Genomic DNA, 14,604 nt, shown 5'->3' with positions numbered 1-14,604 from the left:
CGGTTCGCTCAGTTCATGCTGGTCGGCGTCCGCGTCAGCTCGAACGCGGGCAGGGACGGCAGACTACGGATGATCGCCGCCTCCGAGCGAAGGAGTTTCAGCTCGTCCCGGAGGCGGGACGCGGTGTCCGGAGCCTGGAGCAGCCGCTGCTTCGTCGGCGTGTCCAGCACCATGGCGGCGGCCACCAGATAGGAGACCACCGAGGGGTCGTCGGGCAGCTCCGTGCCCGCCAGCGAGCGCTCACGGGCGCCCGCCAGGCGCTTCTGGTACTGGCGGAACGAGCGCAGGACGCCCTCGGCCAGCGCGCCCGCCTCGTCGCCGGGATCCTCGGTCAGCTCCTCCAGCTCCGCCGTCAGGAACGGACCCGAGGCCTCCACGGAGAGCAGCCGCACCCGGGTCGTCCCGGTCGCGAGCACCTCGAAGGTGCCGTTGTCGCGCTCCCGGATGGTCGCCGCGTCGGCCACGCAGCCCACGCCGTGGAACGACGCGAGGGGGTCCGGGCCGAAGCCCGCGGCCGGGCCCCGTTCGGGCTGCGCCGTCGGATCCGGCATGCCCGGAGCGCTCGGTGCCACCTCGTGGCCGTCGCGGATCGCCACCGCGGCGAACCGGCGCGGCTCGTCCTCGGGGGTCTTCAGGAGCTCGCGCATCATGGCGCGGTACCGCTCCTCGAAGATGTTCAGGGGCAGCACGAGCCCCGGGAACAACACCGAGTTCAGCGGGAACAGGGGCAGACGGACGGTGGTCACGGCGACCCAGCCTAATGGTCGGCGGCGGCAGCCCGGCCCCGGTGCCCGTCCAGCGGCCGCGGCGGCGTCCGCACCAGCCCCGCCGGGAAGGCGGGGGGAGTGGGTCCGAGGAGCCCGTCGCGCAGCCGGAGGAACTGGCCGAGCGGGTCGTCGGAGAAGCGGTCCCAGGGGAACGAGGTGGCGTACGGGCCGATCAGGCCGAGCTGGGCGCGGGCGTCCTCCCACCGGCCCAGCCGGACGAGCACGTACAGCAGCTTGTTGCGCATCGGGGCCGGCCCCGGGGTGGCGGACGGGAAACGGGCTGACAGCGACACCGCACGGTCGGCGGCCGCGTCCAGCCGCTCGCGCGGCACCTCGGGCCCGCAGTCGTCGGTCAGGTAGCCGAAGGCCGCCCGGGCCGGCAGCGCCTGGACCAGGGACCCGGCCGGGGCGTCCTGCGCGGCGAGGTCGGCGAAGTCGAAGCACTCGCGGTGCGAGCCGTGCCAGAAGGTCGCCAGATACCGCAGGGCGGCCACATGGCAGCCGTAGTGGTGCGGGGCGCGCCGGATCGCCGCCTCCCACAGCTCCTCGAAGTAGCGGTGCCCGGCCCGGGAGCCGCGCGCGTGGTCGAGGGCGATCCGCCAGGGCACCGGGTCGCGGTCGTCGGCCCGGGCGGCGGCCGTGATCAGCGGGCTCACCTCGCGCAGCAGCTCGGCGCGGGCCGGCGACGGCCAGGCGCGGTCCACCGCGAGCTGGGCCGCGACCAGTGCCGCGTCGGCGTCGGCCGGGGCGGCCGCGCGCCATGCGTCGAACCACTCGGGGCGGGAGCGGGCGAAGGCCGCGAGCCCCCTGGTGTAGCGGTCGCGGTCCTCCCACCGGCCGGCCGCGCGCGTGGTGGCGAGCAGGGCTGAGGCGGCGCCGTACTCGCCCCGGCCGGCCGCGACCAGGGCGGGCGAGAGGAGGTCGTCGGGCGCGTCGAGGACCGCCTCGAAGCCGCCTTGGGGCAGGGCGGCGGGGTACGAGGCACGTCGTGTCGTCCGGGTGGGGCGGAGGAACGCCGGCAGCAGAGCCATGGTGTCGACCATTGAAAGACCGCAGGTCGGCGAGCGCCAGAGGGTCTGGCCAAGTCATGAAAGGTTGTACGACATAAGGTCAAGGACGGGCAAAGGGTGACGGTTCAACTATTGTGATGTACCTGCCCCCCCGGGCTGTGGGCTGGGAGCTGTGAGAGCTGTGGGCCGTCGCCCGCCCGCCGTCAGCTCCGCCGCAGCAGCCGGGTGGCCCCCGCCGCCACGGTGGTCGCCAGTATCCAGCCCATGATGATCATCGCGGCGGACAGCCACTGCCAGCCGCCGCTGAGCTGCCACTGCCCGACCTGGCCCAGGTCGATCACCGGAAGCAGCAGGTCCAGCGTGAACAGGGCGGGACTCCAGGAGGGGTGCTCGCCCGGGTCCACCGGCGGATGCCCGGCGTGCGCGAAGGCGAGCGTGCCCGCGGCCCACAGCACCGCCATCCACACCGCCGCCCGGCCCGGCCGGTAGCCGTAGGCCACGGCCCAGTCCTGCACGAAGCCCCACACCTTGCCCGCCGGCGGCAGCGTCTCGCGGCGCCGGCGCTGCTTGGCCAGCAGCACCTCGCGGGCGTCCTCGTCCTCCCCGGCGGCGCGCAGCACCGAGGCCAGCCGCTCGTACGGCTCCGGGTTGTACTCGGCGGTCGCCGCGGCCACCCAGTCCAGCCGCCGGGTCAGCGGGAACGGACCGCGCGGGACCAGGCTCTCGTAGGCGAAGCCGCCCATGTGCAGGTTGCCCGGGCCCGGCCAGCTCCCCGCCCGGTCCACCAGGTTGACGACTCGCGCGCCGGACAGCTTCACCTGCCCGCGCTGCGGCCCCTCGCCGAGGAAGCGCAGCTCCGGCGTCTGCACCCGGCGCAGCGACAGGTCCTGGTCGTCGGTGAGGACGAACCGGGCCCGCTCCAGGTCCACGGCGTCCCCGAACCGGCCGTCGTCCAGCCGCACCCCGCCCTGGCACTCGAAGCGCTGGATCCGCGTCCCGCGCGCGGGCGTCGTCCCGCTCAGCAGCGGATTGCCCACCCCCGCCGGGGTCAGGTACAGGGTGCGCTCCACCGTCAGCTGCGGCGCGTTCAGGGCGAGGCGGGCGTACGGATTGGCCAGTTTCGCCCCCCGCAGGCTCAGCGAGCCCCCGACCTGGGCGCCGCGCAGGCTCAGCTCGCCGTGCGACTCCAGCAGTTCCGCCTGCAGGTCCTGGCCGACGCTCATGCCGTCCGCGGCGATGGAGCGGCCGCTGCGGTCGGGGTGCACGACCGCCTGGTTCAGCAGCAGGTCGGTCCCGATGTGCGCGTCGGTGAGCCGCACCCCGTTCTGGAAGCGGCAGCGCGGCAGGTGCAGGTCGCCCTCGGTGGTGACCCGGGCCGCCTCCAGCCGGGGCAGCGCGCAGTTCACCATGCGGACGGTCGTGAACCGGGCCTCGGGCAGCAGGACCTGGTCGTCGAAGCGGCAGTCGCGCATCTCCACGTACGGCGTGACCGTGCCGCCCGCCAGCTCCAGCGTGCCGGTGATCCGCACACCGGCCAGCTTCAGCGCGGACACCCGCCCCGCGAGCGCGGGCGGTCCGTCCAGCAGCAGCCAGCAGACGGCGCGCGCCCTGACACTCCGCTCCGGGCCCCAGGGATGCCCGCCGTGCGGATCGTCCACCACCAGGTCCCCGCTGCTCAGGTCGTACGTGCTGCCGTTGCGGAAGGCCTGCCACATGCCGGCCTCGGTCGCCGTCAGGTCCTCCGGCAGATCTCCGGCGTCGCCGCCGGCCCCCTCGGTCACCGCTCCTGCCTTCTTCCCGCGCTACTCGCGTTCCGTCCGCCTCGTACACCCGTTCATGCCCGCTGGGTGACGCCCGGCACACCAGGCGTGCCGGCCTTTCCGGGGTGATACCCCTCAGGCAGCCCCGTGATCTTCCACGTTCCGGCCACGTTCTGTATCAGCCATTGATACGCGCGGACGGTCACGGACGCGGGTCTGAGAGAATTGAGTACGTGATCTCCCGAATCGATCTGCGCGGCGACGCCCTCCCCGAGGGCCCAGCCCTGCGCGACCTGCTGCCCCGAGCCGACTTCGACGTCTCGGCCGCCCTGGAGAAGGTGCGTCCGATCTGCGAGGCCGTGCATCATCGTGGCGACGCGGCGCTGATCGACTTCGCCGAGAAGTTCGACGGGGTACGGCTGGAGTCCGTGCGGGTCCCGGCCCAGGCGCTGACCGACGCGCTCGCGGCCCTCGACCCGGCCGTACGCGCCGCCCTGGAGGAGTCCATCCGCCGGGCCCGCCTGGTCCACCGCGCACAGCGCCGCACGACGCACACGACCGAGGTCGTGCCCGGCGGCTCCGTGACCGAGAAGTGGGTCCCGGTCGACCGCGTCGGGCTGTACGCGCCCGGCGGCCGGTCCGTCTACCCCTCGTCCGTGATCATGAACGTGGTGCCGGCGCAGGAGGCCGGCGTCGAGTCGATCGCGCTCGCCTCCCCGGCGCAGGCCGACTTCGGCGGACTGCCGCACCCGACGATCCTCGCCGCGTGCGAGCTGCTCGGCGTGGACGAGGTGTACGCGGCCGGCGGCGCCACCGCCGTCGCGATGTTCGCCCACGGCACCGAGTCCTGCCCGCCCGCCGACATGGTCACCGGCCCCGGCAACATCTGGGTGGCCGCGGCCAAGCGCTACTTCACCGGGAAGATCGGCATCGACGCCGAGGCCGGCCCGACCGAGATCGCGATCCTCGCGGACGACACGGCCGACCCGGTGCACGTCGCCTCGGACCTGATCAGCCAGGCCGAGCACGACCCGCTCGCGGCGGCCGTGCTGGTCACCGACTCCACCGAGCTGGCCGACGCGGTGGAGAAGGAGCTGGAGCCGCAGGTGGCGGCGACCAGGCACATCGAGGACCGGATCCGCCCGGCCCTGGCCGGCAGGCAGTCCGCGATCGTGCTCGTGGACGGCGTCGAGGAGGGCCTGAAGGTGGTCGACGCCTACGGCGCCGAGCACCTGGAGATCCAGACCGCCGACGCCCCCGCGGTCGCCGACCGGGTCAGGAACGCCGGCGCGATCTTCATCGGCCCCTGGGCGCCCGTCTCGCTCGGCGACTACGCCGCCGGGTCCAACCACGTCCTGCCCACCGGCGGCTGCGCCTGCCACTCCTCGGGCCTGTCCGTCCAGTCCTTCCTGCGCGGCATCCACATCGTCGACTACACGAAGGACGCGCTGGCCGAGGTCGCGCACCACGTGGTCACGCTGGCGGAGGCGGAGGACCTGCCCGCGCACGGCGCGGCGATCAAGGCACGGTTCGGCTGGAAGGTACCGACGAGCAAGTGACCGGCATCGACGATCTGCCCGTACGGGACGAGCTGCGGGGCAAGTCCCCCTACGGAGCGCCCCAGCTCGACGTCCCCGTACGGCTGAACACCAACGAGAACCCCTACCCGCTGCCCGAGCCGCTGGTCGAGCGGATCGTGGAGCGGGTCCGGGAGGCCGCCCGCGACCTGAACCGCTATCCCGACCGGGACGCGGTCCAGCTGCGCACCGAGCTGGCCAAGTACCTGACGAAGACCGGCAAGTACCCGCTCGGCATCGAGAACGTCTGGGCGGCCAACGGCTCCAACGAGGTCATCCAGCAACTGCTGCAGACCTTCGGCGGACCCGGCCGCACGGCCATCGGCTTCGAGCCGTCGTACTCCATGCACGCGCTCATCGCACGCGGCACGGGCACCGGCTGGATCTCCGGGCCCCGCGGCGAGGACTTCGGGATCGACCTCGACGCCGCCCGGCGCGCGATCGCCGAGCACCGGCCCGACGTCGTGTTCGTCACCACCCCCAACAACCCCACCGGCAACGCCGTTCCGCCCGAGACGGTCCTCGGGCTGTACGAGGCGGCCCAGGCGGCCAGGCCGTCCATGGTGATCGTGGACGAGGCCTACATCGAGTTCAGCCACGGCGAGTCGTTGCTGCCGCTGTTGGAGGGCCGGCCCAACCTGGTCGTCTCGCGCACCATGTCGAAGGCGTTCGGCGCCGCGGGACTGCGCCTCGGCTACCTCGCCGCCGACCCGGCGGTCGTCGACGCGGTACAGCTCGTCCGGCTGCCGTACCACCTCTCGGCGATCACCCAGGCGACCGCCCTGGCGGCCCTCGAGCACACCGACACCCTGCTGGGCTACGTCGAGCAGCTCAAGTCCGAGCGGGACCGGCTCGTCGCCGAACTGCGCTCGATCGGCTTCGAGGTGATCGGGTCCGACGCGAACTTCGTGCAGTTCGGCCGGTTCGACAGCGCCCACGAGGCCTGGCGGAAGATCCTCGACCGGGGCGTGCTGGTCCGGGACAACGGAGTACCGGGGTGGCTGCGGGTGTCCGCCGGCACCCCGGAGGAGAACGACGCGTTTCTCGACGCCGTCCGTGAGTTGCAGAAGGAGACCCAGTCATGAGCCGCGTCGGACGCGTGGAGCGCACCACCAAGGAGACCTCGGTACTGGTCGAGATCGACCTCGACGGCACCGGCAGGACCGACATCGCCACCGGGGTCGGCTTCTACGACCACATGCTCGACCAGCTCGGCCGGCACGGTCTGTTCGACCTGACCGTGAAGACCGACGGCGACCTGCACATCGACTCCCACCACACCATCGAGGACACCGCCCTCGCGCTCGGCGCCGCCTTCAGGCAGGCGCTCGGCGACAAGGTGGGCATCTACCGCTTCGGCAACTGCACGGTCCCGCTGGACGAGTCCCTCGCCCAGGTCACCGTCGACCTGTCCGGCCGCCCCTACCTCGTGCACACCGAGCCCGAGAACATGGCGCCGATGATCGGCGAGTACGACACCACGATGACCCGGCACATCCTGGAGTCCTTCGTCGCCCAGGCGCAGGTCGCCCTGCACGTGCACGTGCCCTACGGCCGCAACGCCCACCACATCGTGGAGTGCCAGTTCAAGGCGCTCGCCCGGGCGCTCCGCTACGCCTCCGAACGCGACCCGCGCGCGGCCGGCATCCTCCCCTCGACGAAGGGCGCGCTGTAACCCCATGACCGGTCTGTCCACCGTCCTGATCGTCGTCGGCCTCTTCCTGGTCGGCGGCATCATCTCCTTCGCCAAGCAGAAGATGCCCACCAGCCTCATCGTGCTGCTCTCGATCGGTGCCGCGATGTGCCTGGTCGCGGGCGTCATGCGGCTGGAGGTGTGGAATTGAGCGGCAAGAGGGTCGTCGTCTTCGACTACGGCTTCGGCAACGTCCGCTCCGCCGAGCGGGCCCTCGCGCGCGTGGGAGCCGACGTCGAGATCACCCGCGACTTCGACAAGGCGATGAACGCCGACGGCCTGCTGGTGCCGGGCGTCGGCGCGTTCGCCGCCTGCATGGACGGCCTGCGCGCGGCCCGCGGTGACTGGGTCGTCGACCGCCGGCTGTCCGGCGGCCGGCCGGTGATGGGCATCTGCGTCGGCATGCAGATCCTCTTCGCGCGCGGCATCGAGCACGGCGTGGAGGCCGAGGGCCTCGACGAGTGGCCCGGCACGGTCGCGCCGCTCGAGGCCGACGTGGTGCCCCACATGGGCTGGAACACGGTCGACGCGCCGGAGGACTCCGAGCTGTTCGCGGGCCTCGACGCGGACGCCCGCTACTACTTCGTGCACTCCTACGCCGTCCACGACTGGGCCCTGGAGACGCACAACCCGCTGATCGCGGCCCCCAAGGTCACCTGGTCGACGCACGGCAGGCCCTTCGTGGCGGCCGTGGAGAACGGCGCCCTGTGGGCCACCCAGTTCCACCCCGAGAAGTCCGGCGACGCCGGCGCCCAGCTCCTCACCAACTGGATCGGAACCCTGTAGACCATGGCCAAGCTCGAACTCCTCCCCGCCGTCGACGTCCGCGACGGCCAGGCCGTGCGCCTCGTGCACGGCGAGTCCGGGACCGAGACCTCCTACGGCTCCCCGCTGGAGGCCGCCCTCGCCTGGCAGCGCTCCGGCGCCGAGTGGCTGCACCTGGTCGACCTCGACGCCGCCTTCGGCACCGGCGACAACCGTGAGCTGATCGCCGAGGTCGCCAGGGCCATGGACATCAAGGTGGAGCTGTCCGGCGGCATCCGCGACGACGACACCCTCGCCGCCGCCCTCGCCACCGGCTGCACCCGCGTCAACCTCGGCACGGCCGCCCTGGAGACCCCGGAGTGGGTCGCCAAGGTCATCGCCGAGCACGGCGACAAGATCGCGGTCGGTCTGGACGTGCGCGGCACGACCCTGCGCGGCCGCGGCTGGACCCGGGACGGCGGCGACCTCTACGAGACGCTGGCGCGCCTCGACAAGGAGGGCTGCGCCCGCTACGTCGTCACCGACATCGCCAAGGACGGCACCCTGCAGGGCCCGAACCTGGAGCTGCTGAGGAACGTCTGCGCCGCCACCGACCGCCCGGTCGTGGCCTCCGGCGGCGTGTCGTCCCTGGACGACCTCCGCGCCATCGCCGAGCTGGTACCCCTCGGTGTCGAGGGTTCCATCGTCGGCAAGGCCCTGTACGCGAAGGCGTTCACCCTGGAAGAGGCACTGGAGGCAGTGGCGTCATGACATCCGAGGCCGTACGGCGCGTGCAGAGCGGAAGTCCCTGGGAAGAGAGCTTCGGATTCGCGCGCGCCGTCGCGGCGGGTGACCGGGTGCTGGTGGCCGGCACGACGTCCTTCAAGGGCACCGTGCTGTACGGGGAGGGCGACCCCTACGAACAGGCCAAGGTGGCCTTCACCAGCGCCCTCGAGGCGATCGGTGAGTTCGGCCTCGGCATCGGGTCCGTGCTGCGCACCCGGATGTACCTGACCCATGTGCGGGACGTGGACGCGGCGGGCCGCGCCCACAAGGAGCTCTTCGACTCCGTCCGCCCTGCCTCGACCCTGCTGGTCGTGCAGGGCTTCGTCGACCCGCGCATCCTGGTCGAAGTGGAACTAGAGGCATTCAGAGGAGACGTGACCTCATGACCCTGGCGGTCCGAGTCATCCCCTGCCTGGACGTGGACAACGGCCGGGTCGTCAAGGGCGTCAACTTCCAGAACCTGCGCGACGCGGGCGACCCCGTCGAGATGGCCAAGGTGTACGACGCCGAGGGCGCGGACGAGTTGACCTTCCTGGACATCACCGCGTCCTCGGGCGACCGGGAGACGACCTACGACGTGGTGCGGCGCACCGCGGAGCAGGTCTTCATCCCGCTCACGGTCGGCGGCGGCGTCCGCACCGCCGAGGACGTCGACCGGCTGCTGCGGGCCGGCGCCGACAAGGTGGGCGTGAACACCGCCGCCATCGCCCGCCCCGAGCTGATCCGGGAGATCGCGGAGCGGTTCGGCCGGCAGGTCCTGGTGCTGTCGGTGGACGCGCGCCGCACCGAGGGCGGCGCCTTCGAGGTGACGACCCACGGCGGCCGCAAGGGCACCGGCATCGACGCCGTCGAGTGGGCCCACCGCGCGGCCGACCTGGGCGCCGGGGAGATCCTGCTCAACTCCATGGACGCCGACGGCACCAAGGACGGCTACGACCTGGAGATGATCGCGGCCGTCCGCAAGCACGTCACCGTCCCCGTGATCGCCTCCGGCGGCGCGGGCCGGCTGGCGGACTTCCCGCCGGCCGTCGACGCGGGCGCGGACGCGGTTCTGGCCGCCTCCGTCTTCCACTTCGGCGACCTGCGCATCGGCGAGGTCAAGCAGACCCTGCGGGAGGCGGGCCACCCCGTGCGGTGACACCGTCCCACAGCTGCCGGCCCCGGCCGCCCGACCAGGGCGGCCGGGGCCTTCTCAGGTCCGGACGTCCTCGCCGCAAGATGCGAAAGGAAAGTTGCGCAACATCTGTTGTGCAATTTTTCTTTCGCATCTAGGGTCGGGGGCATGACAGCCAAGGGAAGCCGTCCCATCACGGACGTGGGGACGCTCAAAGCGCTCGCCCACCCGCTGCGGATGAAGCTGTACCGAGCCCTGTGCGTGGCCGACAAGGCGACCGCCTCGCACCTCGCCGACCAGGTCGACGAGGCCGTGTCGCTGGTCAGCTACCACCTGCGCAAACTCGCCGAGCACGGCCTCGTCGAGGAGGCCCGGCCGCAGAGCGCGGACGGCCGGGAACGCTGGTGGCAGCCGTCCTCCGAGGGCGTGAGCATCCGGGACCAGGACTTTCGGGACGCCCCCGAGAAGGCGGCCGCGCACCTCGCGGCGACCCGGCTCTTCCACGACCAGCGCACCGACCTCTACCGCCGCTACCTCGACGAGCGGCCCACGTGGAGCGCCGAGTGGAACACGGCCGCGGCCGACAGCGAGTCCCTGCTCCGCCTCACCGCACCCGAACTGCGCGCGCTGAAGGACGAGATGCTCGCCCTGATCCGCAGGTACGACGAGCTGGGCCGGTCCGCCGAAGCCGAGGGCGGCACCGAAGGGCGCGAGCACGTCGCGCTGCACGTGTACGGATTCCCGTTCCGCGTCTGAGAAGGGCCCGACGTGACCGACACCCTCATGGCCCCGGCGACCGCCGCCGAGGACCGCGCCGCCCACCGCGACCCCAACGTGCTGCGCTGGCTCGGCGCCTACACCGCCTCCATGCTCGGCGACAGCGTCTACTACATCGCCCTGTCCTGGGCCGCCGTCCAGGCCGGCACCCCCACCGAGGCCGGCGTCGTGATGTCCGTCAGCGCACTGCCCAGGGCCGTGCTGATGCTCGGCGGGGGAGTGCTCGCCGACCGGCTCGGCCCGCGCCGCGTCGTCATCGGCAGCGACGCCGTGCGCTGCGCGGCCGTCCTGGCGGTGGCCGCCCTGCTGTTCCTCACCGGTCCGGGACTGTGGCCGCTCGCGCTGCTGGCCCTGCTCTTCGGCACCGTCGACGCCGTCTTCATGCCGGCCGTGGGCGCCCTCCCGGCCAGGATCACCGGCAAGGGGCAGCTCGCCCGCGTGCAGGGCATGCGCGGCCTCGCCATCCGCTGCGCGGGCGTGGCCGGCGCCCCGCTCGGCGGGCTCGGCGTGGCCCTGGGCGGCGCACCGGCCGCCTTCGCCCTCGCCGGGCTGCTGATCGCCGTCTCCGTGCCGCTGCTGATCTCCGTGCGCCTGCTCCCCCTGCCCGGCGACGACAGGCCCGGCGCCCCGCGCACCACCGCCTGGGCCGACCTGGCCTGCGGCCTGCGCTACATCCGCGGCCACCGCGTCCTCGCCCCGCTCATGCTCGCCATCGCCCTCGGCGACTTCGGCTTCGTCGGCCCGCTCAACGTCGGCCTGACCCTGCTCGCCGACCGGCGCGGCTGGGGCGCCGCCGGCATGGGCTGGGTGCTCGCCGGATTCGGCGCCGGAGCGGGCGCCGCCTCGCTGCTGCTCGCCGTCCGGGGCCGGGTGCCGCGCGCCGGGCTGGTCGCCGCCTGGGCGATCCTCGCCGGCTCCGTCGCCATCGGCACCCTGGCCTACGTGCCCCGGCTCGTCGGCGCCGTCGGCGTCGCCCTGCTCATCGGGCTGCTCGCCGGGCTCAGCGGAGTGCTGTGCGGGGCCCTGCTGCAGACCCTGTCCGACCCCGCCTACCTCGGCCGGGTGACCGCCGTCGCCAGTGTGGTCAGCCTCGGCCTCGCTCCGCTGAGCATGCCCTTCGCGGCCGCCGCCGTCGGGGCCTTCGGCCTCGGCCCGGTGTTCGTGACCAGCGCGGCCGTCTGCGGGCTCGGCGGGGTGGTCGCCCTGTGCGTCCCCGGGCTCCGCCGCGCCGAACTTCCCCGCTGACGCTCACACCCCCGGCTGGGTGAGCTGCACCAGGTTGCCGACCGAGTCGTCGAACACCGCCGCGAGCACCGGGCCCTGCCTCCGCGGGGGATGCGGGAACCGCACACCCAGCCCGCGCAGCCGCTCGTACTCCGCCGGCAGGTCGTCCACGGAGAAGACGATGCACGGGATGCCCGCCTCGTACAGCGCCGTGCGGTACGGCTCCGCGATCGGGCCCTGCCCGGGCTCCAGCAGCAACTGGAGATCCGGCTGGGCCCCCTCGCGCGCCCCCACCGTGACGAACGGCGTGGCGTCGCCCGGATCCAGGTGCTGCCGGGTCTCGAACCCGAGGACCTCCGTGTAGAACGCGTGCGCCTTCGCCACGTCGTCCACGAACACGCTGGTCATCGCGACCTTGATCATGCGGCGCCTCCCGGCTGCCCGGTCCCGGCGGCCCGGTCTCCCGGAACCCCGGTCAGAAGCCGAGCTGCTTCGACTCGTGCAGGGTGGCGATCGCGTTCTCGTCGCCGTCCAGCTCCACCTTCGCCTCGTTCTGCCGGCCGAAGGCGAACATCAGCAGCTCCGAGGGCTCACCGGTCACCGTCACCACCGGAGTGCCCCGGTGCGCCACCGCCGTCTGGCCGTCCGGGCGGCGCAGCACCAGACCGGTCGGCACACCCCGGCCCAGCAGCCGGGCGGTGCGCTCCAGACGCGACCACAGCGCGTCCTGGAACACCGTGTCCAGCTCGCGCGGGCCCCAGTCCGGCTGGGCCCGGCGGACGTCCTCGGTGTGCACGTAGAACTCGACCGTGTTGGCGGCCTCGTCGACCTGCTTGAGCTGGAACGGCGAGAAGCGCGGCGGACCGGTCCTGATGAGCTGGATCAGCTCCTCGTACGGCTTCGCGGCGTACTCGCCCAGCACCTTCTCCAGCCGGGAGGCCAGCGGCTTGATCAGCGCTCCGCCCGCCGCGTCCGGGCGGCGCTCGCGCACCACCACGTGCGCGGCCAGGTCCCGGGTCCGCCAGCCCTCGCAGAGGGTGGGGGCGTCCGGCCCGACGGTTTCCAAGAGGTCGGCGAGCAGGAGCCGTTCACGCTTGGCGAAGGTCGACATGGAGTCAGCCTACGACTCCGTAACCGGTCCGCCCACCCGTCACCCGGCCACCCGGACCAGTCCCGGGTGGCGTCCACCCGGTGCCCATCCCCTGGACAGGAACCCGGAAGCGGCCGGCCCACGCGGCACAATGGCACCCATGACCAGCACTCTCGACCCCGAGATCGCCGCGCGCCTGAAGCGCAGCGCCGACGGACTCCTCCCGGCCATCGCCCAGCAGTACGACACCGGCGAGGTGCTCATGCTCGGCTGGATGGACGACGAGGCGCTGCACCGCACCCTGACCACCGGCCGCTGCACCTACTGGTCGCGCAGCCGCCAGGAGTACTGGGTCAAGGGAGACACCTCCGGCCACGTCCAGTGGGTGAAGTCCGTCGCCCTGGACTGCGACGCCGACACCGTGCTCGTCAAGGTGGACCAGGTCGGCGCCGCCTGCCACACCGGCGCCCGCACCTGCTTCGACGAGGACGTCCTGTTCCAGGACGACCCCGGCGCGAGCGTCCCGCGGGGCCGCCCGGCGTCCGCCGGTCAGTAAGGTCTGCCGCCATGGACCTCGAGACCTTCCGCAAGCTCGCCGCCGACCGGCGTGTCATCCCGGTCACCCGCAAGCTCCTCGCCGACGGCGACACCCCGGTCGCGCTCTACCGCAAGCTCGCCGCCGAACGCCCCGGCACATTTCTGCTGGAGTCGGCGGAGAACGGGCGCTCCTGGTCCCGCTACTCCTTCGTCGGCGTGCGCTCCGCGGCCACCCTCACCACCCGGGACGGCGAGGCGCACTGGCTCGGCACGCCGCCCGTCGGCGTCCCCGTCGAGGGCGATCCGCTCGCCGTCCTGCGCGCCACCGTCCAGACCCTGCACACCCCGCCGCAGGAGGGCATGCCGCCCTTCACCGGCGGCATGGTCGGCTACCTCGGCTACGACATCGTCCGCCGGCTGGAGAAGATCGGCCCCGGCGAGGTCGACGACCTCGGGCTGCCCGAGCTGACCATGCTCCTCACCAGCGACCTCGCCGTCATGGACCACTGGGAGGGGTCGGTCCTGCTGATCGCCAACGCGATCAACCACAACGACCTCGAGACCGGCGTGGACGAGGCGTACGCCGACGCGGTGGCCCGCCTCGACGCCATGGAGGCCGACCTCGGCCGCGCGGTCGCCCAGCCCCCGGCCGTGCTGCCGCCCTCCGAGCTGCCCGAGTACACCGCCCGCTGGGGCGGCCCCGACTTCCGCCGGGCCGTCGAGGACGTCAAGGAGCGCATCCGCGCGGGCGAGGCCTTCCAGGTCGTGCCGTCGCAGCGCTTCGAGACCCCGTGCACGGCGAGCGCGCTGGACGTCTACCGCGTGCTCAGGGCCACCAACCCCTCGCCGTACATGTACCTGTTCCGCTTCGACGGGTTCGACGTCGTCGGCTCGTCCCCCGAGGCGCTGGTGAAGGTCGAGGACGGGCGCGCGATGGTCCACCCCATCGCCGGCACCCGGCACCGCGGCGCCACCCCGCAGGAGGACCAGGCCCTCGCCGACGAACTGCTCGCCGACCCCAAGGAACGCGCCGAGCATCTGATGCTCGTCGACCTCGGCCGCAACGACCTCGGCCGGGTCTGCGAGCCCGGTTCGGTGGAGGTCGTCGACTTCATGTCCATCGAGCGCTACTCGCACGTCATGCACATCGTCTCCACGGTCACCGGCCGGGTCGCCGAGGGCCGTACCGCCTTCGACGTGCTGACCGCGTGCTTCCCCGCGGGCACCCTCTCCGGCGCCCCCAAGCCCCGCGCCATGCAGATCATCGACGAGCTCGAACCGTCCCGGCGCGGCCTGTACGGCGGCTGCGTCGGCTACCTCGACTTCGCCGGCGACTCCGACACCGCCATCGCCATCCGTACCGCCCTGCTCCGGGACGGCACCGCGTACGTGCAGGCGGGCGCGGGCATCGTCGCCGACTCCGACCCGGCCGCCGAGGACCAGGAGTGCCGCAACAAGGCCGCCGCCGTGCTGCGGGCGGTGCACACGGCCAACCGGCTGGGCGGCTAGCACGGCCCGTGCCGAA

General features: G+C 73.0%; 17 protein-coding genes. 12 read left to right on the top strand and 5 right to left on the bottom strand.

All coding sequences use genetic code 11. From position 1 onward, the window contains the following. Window positions 1-8: 8 nt before the first annotated feature. From ACZ7JA_RS33815 to ACZ7JA_RS33805, 3 genes are all read right to left on the bottom strand, one after another. Window positions 9-746: an LON peptidase substrate-binding domain-containing protein gene (locus ACZ7JA_RS33815; RefSeq protein WP_351670449.1), complete on the bottom strand. Its 738-nt coding sequence runs from the start codon at window positions 744-746 to the stop codon at window positions 9-11. 11 nt (window positions 747-757) lie between these two features. Next, entirely contained in the window at window positions 758-1,810 is a 1,053-nt protein-coding gene (locus ACZ7JA_RS33810) for a hypothetical protein (protein ID WP_470812246.1), read from the bottom strand. Window positions 1,811-1,980: 170 nt separating this feature from the next. Continuing rightward, entirely contained in the window at window positions 1,981-3,558 is a 1,578-nt protein-coding gene (locus ACZ7JA_RS33805) for an oxidoreductase (RefSeq protein WP_470812244.1), read from the bottom strand. Window positions 3,559-3,770: 212 nt separating this feature from the next. Here ACZ7JA_RS33805 and hisD point away from each other — a divergent pair, with 212 nt between their 5' ends. From hisD to ACZ7JA_RS33755, 10 genes are all read left to right on the top strand, one after another. Beyond that, complete coding sequence (hisD, locus tag ACZ7JA_RS33800) at window positions 3,771-5,096, top strand: histidinol dehydrogenase (protein ID WP_389304234.1); 1,326 nt, start codon at window positions 3,771-3,773, stop codon at window positions 5,094-5,096. Beyond that, window positions 5,093-6,199 carry a histidinol-phosphate transaminase gene (locus ACZ7JA_RS33795; RefSeq protein ID WP_389452089.1) on the top strand — a complete coding sequence of 369 codons (1,107 nt, stop codon included), beginning with the start codon at window positions 5,093-5,095 and terminating at the stop codon, window positions 6,197-6,199. The genes hisD and ACZ7JA_RS33795 overlap by 4 nt, the downstream gene beginning before the upstream one ends. Continuing rightward, on the top strand, window positions 6,196-6,789 hold the full coding sequence (gene hisB / locus ACZ7JA_RS33790) for an imidazoleglycerol-phosphate dehydratase HisB (protein ID WP_143636382.1): 594 nt from the start codon (window positions 6,196-6,198) through the stop codon (window positions 6,787-6,789). Before ACZ7JA_RS33795 ends, hisB begins: the two co-directional genes overlap by 4 nt. A gap of 4 nt (window positions 6,790-6,793) precedes the next feature. Further along, window positions 6,794-6,958, top strand: a complete 165-nt coding sequence (locus tag ACZ7JA_RS33785) for a hypothetical protein (RefSeq protein ID WP_199210187.1) — start codon at window positions 6,794-6,796, stop codon at window positions 6,956-6,958. After that, window positions 6,949-7,593, top strand: a complete 645-nt coding sequence (gene hisH, locus ACZ7JA_RS33780) for an imidazole glycerol phosphate synthase subunit HisH (RefSeq protein ID WP_351670433.1) — start codon at window positions 6,949-6,951, stop codon at window positions 7,591-7,593. Before ACZ7JA_RS33785 ends, hisH begins: the two co-directional genes overlap by 10 nt. A 3-nt stretch (window positions 7,594-7,596) precedes the next feature. Beyond that, on the top strand, window positions 7,597-8,322 hold the full coding sequence (gene priA / locus ACZ7JA_RS33775) for a bifunctional 1-(5-phosphoribosyl)-5-((5-phosphoribosylamino)methylideneamino)imidazole-4-carboxamide isomerase/phosphoribosylanthranilate isomerase PriA (protein ID WP_351670430.1): 726 nt from the start codon (window positions 7,597-7,599) through the stop codon (window positions 8,320-8,322). After that, on the top strand, window positions 8,319-8,723 hold the full coding sequence (locus ACZ7JA_RS33770; protein WP_351670427.1) for a RidA family protein: 405 nt from the start codon (window positions 8,319-8,321) through the stop codon (window positions 8,721-8,723). The genes priA and ACZ7JA_RS33770 overlap by 4 nt, the downstream gene beginning before the upstream one ends. Then, entirely contained in the window at window positions 8,720-9,475 is a 756-nt protein-coding gene (gene hisF / locus ACZ7JA_RS33765) for an imidazole glycerol phosphate synthase subunit HisF (RefSeq protein WP_389304238.1), read from the top strand. The genes ACZ7JA_RS33770 and hisF overlap by 4 nt, the downstream gene beginning before the upstream one ends. A gap of 144 nt (window positions 9,476-9,619) precedes the next feature. Next, window positions 9,620-10,207: a helix-turn-helix domain-containing protein gene (locus ACZ7JA_RS33760; protein WP_389304240.1), complete on the top strand. Its 588-nt coding sequence runs from the start codon at window positions 9,620-9,622 to the stop codon at window positions 10,205-10,207. 12 nt (window positions 10,208-10,219) lie between these two features. Next, entirely contained in the window at window positions 10,220-11,473 is a 1,254-nt protein-coding gene (locus ACZ7JA_RS33755; RefSeq protein ID WP_470812239.1) for an MFS transporter, read from the top strand. 3 nt (window positions 11,474-11,476) lie between these two features. On the opposite strand, the gene ACZ7JA_RS33750 is transcribed toward ACZ7JA_RS33755, so the two are convergent. Both ACZ7JA_RS33750 and ACZ7JA_RS33745 read right to left on the bottom strand, forming a co-directional pair. Continuing rightward, the gene (locus ACZ7JA_RS33750; RefSeq protein WP_351670418.1) at window positions 11,477-11,875 is read right to left on the bottom strand and encodes a VOC family protein; all 399 of its coding nucleotides are present in this window, start codon (window positions 11,873-11,875) and stop codon (window positions 11,477-11,479) included. Between the two features lie 52 nt (window positions 11,876-11,927). Beyond that, complete coding sequence (locus ACZ7JA_RS33745; protein ID WP_351670415.1) at window positions 11,928-12,563, bottom strand: TIGR03085 family metal-binding protein; 636 nt, start codon at window positions 12,561-12,563, stop codon at window positions 11,928-11,930. Between the two features lie 139 nt (window positions 12,564-12,702). On the opposite strand from ACZ7JA_RS33745, the gene hisI reads away from it, so the two are divergent. Then, window positions 12,703-13,098 (top strand): phosphoribosyl-AMP cyclohydrolase, encoded by a 396-nt coding sequence (gene hisI, locus ACZ7JA_RS33740; protein WP_393431597.1) that lies wholly within the window; start codon window positions 12,703-12,705, stop codon window positions 13,096-13,098. A gap of 11 nt (window positions 13,099-13,109) precedes the next feature. Beyond that, a complete protein-coding gene (locus ACZ7JA_RS33735; protein ID WP_389304246.1) occupies window positions 13,110-14,588 on the top strand; it encodes an anthranilate synthase component I in 1,479 nt (492 codons plus the stop codon). The last annotated feature ends 16 nt before the right edge of the window (window positions 14,589-14,604 follow it).

This window comes from Streptomyces sp. NPDC038135 (assembly GCF_055601245.1).
Note: the sequence above shows the minus strand (reverse complement) of the source record. Positions and strands in the feature narration are given on the sequence as shown.

Bases quoted from the DNA above. Each gene is read 5' to 3' on its own strand.
- ACZ7JA_RS33785 (WP_199210187.1), top strand. From the start codon at position 6,794: ATGACCGGTCTGTCCACCGTCCTGATCGTCGTCGGCCTCTTCCTGGTC.
- ACZ7JA_RS33735 (WP_389304246.1), top strand. From the start codon at position 13,110: ATGGACCTCGAGACCTTCCGCAAGCTCGCCGCCGACCGGCGTGTCATC.
- hisI (WP_393431597.1), top strand. From the start codon at position 12,703: ATGACCAGCACTCTCGACCCCGAGATCGCCGCGCGCCTGAAGCGCAGC.
- ACZ7JA_RS33770 (WP_351670427.1), top strand. From the start codon at position 8,319: ATGACATCCGAGGCCGTACGGCGCGTGCAGAGCGGAAGTCCCTGGGAA.
- ACZ7JA_RS33760 (WP_389304240.1), top strand. From the start codon at position 9,620: ATGACAGCCAAGGGAAGCCGTCCCATCACGGACGTGGGGACGCTCAAA.
- ACZ7JA_RS33810 (WP_470812246.1), bottom strand. From the start codon at position 1,810: ATGGTCGACACCATGGCTCTGCTGCCGGCGTTCCTCCGCCCCACCCGG.
- priA (WP_351670430.1), top strand. From the start codon at position 7,597: ATGGCCAAGCTCGAACTCCTCCCCGCCGTCGACGTCCGCGACGGCCAG.
- ACZ7JA_RS33750 (WP_351670418.1), bottom strand. From the start codon at position 11,875: ATGATCAAGGTCGCGATGACCAGCGTGTTCGTGGACGACGTGGCGAAG.
- hisF (WP_389304238.1), top strand. From the start codon at position 8,720: ATGACCCTGGCGGTCCGAGTCATCCCCTGCCTGGACGTGGACAACGGC.
- hisB (WP_143636382.1), top strand. From the start codon at position 6,196: ATGAGCCGCGTCGGACGCGTGGAGCGCACCACCAAGGAGACCTCGGTA.
- ACZ7JA_RS33745 (WP_351670415.1), bottom strand. From the start codon at position 12,563: ATGTCGACCTTCGCCAAGCGTGAACGGCTCCTGCTCGCCGACCTCTTG.